Origin of the sequence: Nitratidesulfovibrio oxamicus, assembly GCF_015731765.1 — a bacterium.
Lineage (GTDB): Bacteria > Desulfobacterota > Desulfovibrionia > Desulfovibrionales > Desulfovibrionaceae > Cupidesulfovibrio > Cupidesulfovibrio oxamicus.
The window spans coordinates 1-4846 of sequence record NZ_VRYY01000186.1; the positions used below are offsets into that span (position 1 = coordinate 1).

At 67.0% G+C, this 4846-nt stretch carries 2 protein-coding genes and 1 pseudogene; all 3 read left to right on the top strand.

The window, feature by feature from the left end; all coding sequences use genetic code 11:
* Window positions 1-729 precede the first annotated feature (729 nt).
* Window positions 730-2910, top strand: a complete 2181-nt coding sequence (gene recD2, locus FVW20_RS07670; protein WP_196608961.1) for an SF1B family DNA helicase RecD2 — start codon at window positions 730-732, stop codon at window positions 2908-2910.
* Between the two features lie 235 nt (window positions 2911-3145).
* Complete coding sequence (locus tag FVW20_RS07675; protein ID WP_196608960.1) at window positions 3146-4621, top strand: NlpC/P60 family N-terminal domain-containing protein; 1476 nt, start codon at window positions 3146-3148, stop codon at window positions 4619-4621.
* 51 nt (window positions 4622-4672) lie between these two features.
* Window positions 4673-4846, top strand: a pseudogene (locus FVW20_RS07680) (tRNA (N6-isopentenyl adenosine(37)-C2)-methylthiotransferase MiaB); the annotation flags it as partial.

Consider the following 4846-nt stretch of genomic DNA (forward strand, 5'->3'; position numbering starts at 1 on the left):
ACACAGGGACGCCATAGACAAAGAGTTCCAACGCCTTGAGCTTTTTGGCTTCGGGAAGGCGGCTAAGTTCCCAGGCGGTTTTCCACGAGTACTTGCTACCGCACCGACGGCATTTGAAACGGCCATCAGCGAGACGCCAAGCTCGGGTGTATGTGCACTTCGGGCATTCTCTCATGTCCAGACCTGCCTATCACAGGTCCGGTTTGGTTAGGTATTACCTTAGATTTTGAAGCAGCCAGGCTGAAAGACCGGGCGGAATGGCGGCATGGGTGCCGTGCGCCCGATGTGTGGAGGCGTCGTGCCTGCGACGTCACCCCGCCCGATGGCCCGGTTGCCGCGCCATCCTTGACGGGTGCGGCACGAGCGGCTAGGGGCTGTTGCAGAACTTGCGGCATCTCGCGGCCCAGGCCGACGGAACGCGCCCCGCGCCGTACAGCGTCAGGTTCACGCCGTGCCCCGCGCCCGCCGGAACCGGTGCCGTCCAACCGCATGCCGCCCGGAAGCATACCACCCTGACGCTTCCCGGCCCGCCCTTTTCGCCCCCCAACCGGACACCCCATGCAGCACGACCCGCGCAACCCGCGATCCTCCCGAATTTCCCGTTCCGCAGCCCGGCAAGCGCCTGCGGATGCGCAGACCGGCGCGTCATCCGGTCCGCAGTCCGCCCCCACCGCATCCGGCCCCCCGGCGTCCGCCGCATTAGGCAAGGCCGCGCCCATGCTGGCCGCCATGCAGGAGGCGCAGGACGCACCGGAGCAGCTTTCCGGCGTGCTCGACCGCGTCATCTTCCACAACGAGGAAAACGGCTACACGGTGCTGCGTCTGCGCCCGCTGCCCAAGGGCGACATGATCAGCGTGGTGGGGCACATGGTTTCGCCGCAGCCGGGGGCATCGCTGAAGCTGGTGGGCCGCTGGGTGAACAACCCGCGCTTCGGGCGGCAGTTTTCCATGGAAAACTACGAGAACCTGCTGCCCGCATCCGTGGAGGGCATCCGCCACTATCTCGGCTCCGGCCTCATCAAGGGCGTGGGCGAATCCATGGCCGCGCGCATCGTGGATGCCTTCGGCGAGGACACCTTTCGCGTGCTGGACGAGGAGCCGGACCGGCTGCTGCGGGTCAGCGGCGTGGGCGGCAAGACGCTGGAGCGCATCAAGGCGGGCTGGTCCGACCATCAGGGCATCCGCGACCTGATCATGTTCCTGCAACCGCACGGGGTCAGCACCGCCTATGCCGTGCGCATCTACCGCCACTACGGGCAGCAGGCCCTGGCGGTGGTGCGCGAGAATCCCTACCGCCTGGCCATGGACATCCACGGCATCGGTTTTCATACCGCGGACATCGTCGCGGAAAAGCTGGGCTTCTCGCGCGACAGCGAACTGCGGGCAGAGGCGGGCACCCTGTACACCCTGCAACGCCTGAACGACGACGGCCACGTCTACGTGCCGCACGATACGCTGATCGACCACACCTCGGACCAGCTGGACATCCGCGCCGACCTCGTGGAAGACGCCCTGCGCACCCTCGAAATCGAGGAGCGCATCGTCATCGAGGAAATGGACGGCGAACTCGGCGTGTTCCTTTCCCGCTACCATCATTACGAAACCAAGATCGCCTACTATCTGCAACGGGTGCTGCGTTCGCCGAAAGCCGTGCACTTCGAGGACCCGGAGGCGGTCATCACCGAGGTGCTGGCCAAGCTGTCCATCACCCTTGCGCCGGAGCAGCTGGAGGCCGTGCGCACCGCCACCCGCTCCAAGGTCATGGTGCTTACCGGCGGCCCCGGCACCGGCAAGACCACCATCATCAACGCCATCATCAAGGTCTTTGCCGAAACGCGCGCCAAGATACTGCTGGCCGCGCCCACGGGCCGCGCCGCCAAGCGCATGTCCGAGACCAGCGGGCGCGAATCCAAGACCATCCACCGTCTGCTGGAGTACAGCCCCAAGGAGGACGGTTTCGCCCGCAACGAGGACAACCCCCTCGCCTGCGGCCTGCTGGTGGTGGACGAGGCGTCCATGATGGACACCATGCTCATGTACCACCTGCTGAAGGCCGTGCCGCTGGGCGCGACGCTGCTCTTCGTGGGCGACGTGCACCAGTTGCCCTCCGTGGGGCCGGGCAACGTGCTGCGCGATGTCATCGCCTCCGGCGTGGTGCCGGTGGTGGAACTGGTGGAAGTGTTCCGTCAGGCCGCCGAAAGCGAGATCATCTGCAACGCCCACCGCATCAACCACGGCGAGGTGCCGCCGCTGGAATCCTCGCGCGACCGGCTGTCCGACTTCTACTTCATCCGGCAGGACGACCCGGAGAAGGCCGTGGAGATGATCGTGGAACTGGTGCGCGACCACATTCCGCGCCGCTTCGGCCTGCATCCGGTCAACGACATCCAGGTGCTTACCCCCATGCACAAGGGCGCGGTGGGCGCGGGCAACCTGAACGTGCGCCTGCAACAGGCCCTGAACGGCCAGACCCTGTGCGTGCAGCGCGGCGAGCGCCAGTACCGTCTGGACGACAAGGTGATGCAGATCCGCAACAACTACGACAAGGACGTCTTCAACGGCGACATCGGGCGCATCTGTCTGGTGGACCCCAAGGAGCGCCAGCTCACCGTGCGCTTTGACGAGCGCAACGTGCCCTACGCCTGGGAAGAACTGGACGAGATCGTCCCCGCCTACGCCATCTCGGTGCACAAGTCGCAGGGGTCCGAATACCCCGCCGTGGTCATCCCCGTGCTGACCCAGCACTACATGCTGCTGCAACGCAACCTCATCTACACCGGCGTCACGCGCGGCAAGCGTCTGGTGGTGCTGGTGGGCGAACCGCGCGCCCTGGCCATGGCCGTCAAGAACAACCGCATGCACAAGCGACATACCCGCCTTGCCCGGCGGTTGGCGCTTGGTGTGGGGTAACGCGTTGGGGGAATGACGAAGATTTTTGAAGGGGAAAAAGCGTACCGGGGGAAGGGGGGAAGCTTTGAAAAGCTTCCCCCCTTCCCCCGAACCCCCTTCCCCCCAGCAAACTTTTCAATTGTGGTGTATGGCGTGAGGCAAGAGGTCGTGCAGAAACGGCAGGTTCACGCGGGGCAAGGTGCGAGAGGGTAAGAAATACCCCGGCCAGCAGTTTGCCGAGAACAGGGAGAGAATAATGATGTCGCAAAACATATCCACCGTGCATGCCCGCCGCGCGTCGTCCGGCGACGCGCGTTCCTTTGTCGCCGCGTTGGCCGTGTTGCTGCTGGCCGCGCTGTTTCTGTCCGGTTGCGCCGGGCGCGGACCGCGCGAGGTCGCGCCGCCGCGCTTCACCGAACTGGAGCGTCATCCGCAGGATCTTTCCGTGTACGCCGCCCGCGCAGGCGGTGACAGCCCACTGCTGGACGCCGCCACCCAGGCCGCGCAGGACCAGCGCTGGAACACCCGCTTCTTTGCCCCGTGGGCGCAGGCACGTACCGGCGTGACCCTTGCGGAAGTGACCCGCACCGCCCCCTACCTGACCAAGGACGGACGCACGCGCGGCCATGCCGAAAACCTGCTGCCGTGGGACGCCAGCCGCTTCGCCGCGCTGGTGGCCAACTGCGATGCCCCGTCCTTTCCGGCCATGGCCGAGCGCGGCATCATCGTGCGCAATACCGCCCTGCGCGAACTGCCCACCCTGCGCCCCTCGTTCGCCAATCCCGACAAGGCCGGACAGGGCTATCCCTTTGACGACCTTCAGCGGTCCGCGGTGTGGGTCGGCACCCCGGTGTTCGTCTCGCACGTGTCGCTGGACCGGGCGTGGCTGTACTGCGAAACCGGCTTCGCCTCCGGCTGGGTGCCCGCCGAACACGTGGCCCTTGCCGACGCCACCTTCCGCGCCCTGTATCAGAATGGCCGCTACGCCGCCGTGCTGCGCGACGACGTGGCCCTGACCAGTCCCAATCAGGCGTTCATCGCCACCGCGCACATCGGCGCGGTGTTCCCCGTGGCCGTGGAATCGCCGGGCGGGCTTACCGTGTTGGTGCCCCTGCGCGATGCCGACGGACGCGCCGTGCTGGGGCAATCCACACTGCCCGCCGGGTACGCCGCCATGAAGCCGCTGGCCATCTCCCCCGCGCGCATGGCCGAAATCGGCAACCGCATGATGGGCCAGCCCTACGGCTGGGGCGGCATGTACGAGAACCGCGACTGCTCGGCCACCCTGCGCGACCTGTTCGCCCCCTTCGGCATCTGGCTGCCGCGCAACTCCGCGTCGCAGGCCAGGGCCGGGCGGTTCGTGGATTTCGGCAAGGCCTCGCCCGACGGCAAGGAAGCCATCATCCGCGCGCAGGGCGTGCCCTTCCTGACCCTGCTGTGGCTCAAGGGGCACATTACCCTGTACCTTGGCGAATACGACGGCCACCCGGTGATGTTCCACAACATCTGGGGGTTGCGCGTGTTCAGCAACAGCGGAGAGGACGGCGAACGCGGGCAGGAGGGCCGGTTCATCCTGGGCCGCGCCGTGGTCACCTCGCTGCGGCCCGGCACCGAACTGCCCAACCTGACCACTCCGGACGGGCTGGTGGCGCGCATGCTGGGCATGTCCATCCTTCCCGGCGGGGGTGGCCTTCCCGGCGGGGCTGGCCTTCCCGGCGGCGGAGGGCAGTAGCGTGCGCATGGGGGGAATGGGCGTTGTGTGCGCCCTGTGCGGGGTGCGCCCATGAGCGGTCACGCCTTTTTCGCGCTGACGCTGGGCTGCAAGATCAATCAGTACGAGACCGAGGCCGTGCGCGAGGCATGGCTGGCGCGCGGCTGGCGCGAGGCTGCCGACCCCGCCGATGCCGACGTGCTGCTGATCAACTCGTGCGCGGTCACCGCGCGCGCCGTGGCCGAC

What these genes read in the sequence shown, in the direction of transcription:
- recD2 (WP_196608961.1), top strand. Translation starts at nt 730, where the DNA reads ATGCAGGAGGCGCAGGACGCACCGGAGCAGCTTTCCGGCGTGCTCGAC.
- FVW20_RS07675 (WP_196608960.1), top strand. Translation starts at nt 3,146, where the DNA reads ATGATGTCGCAAAACATATCCACCGTGCATGCCCGCCGCGCGTCGTCC.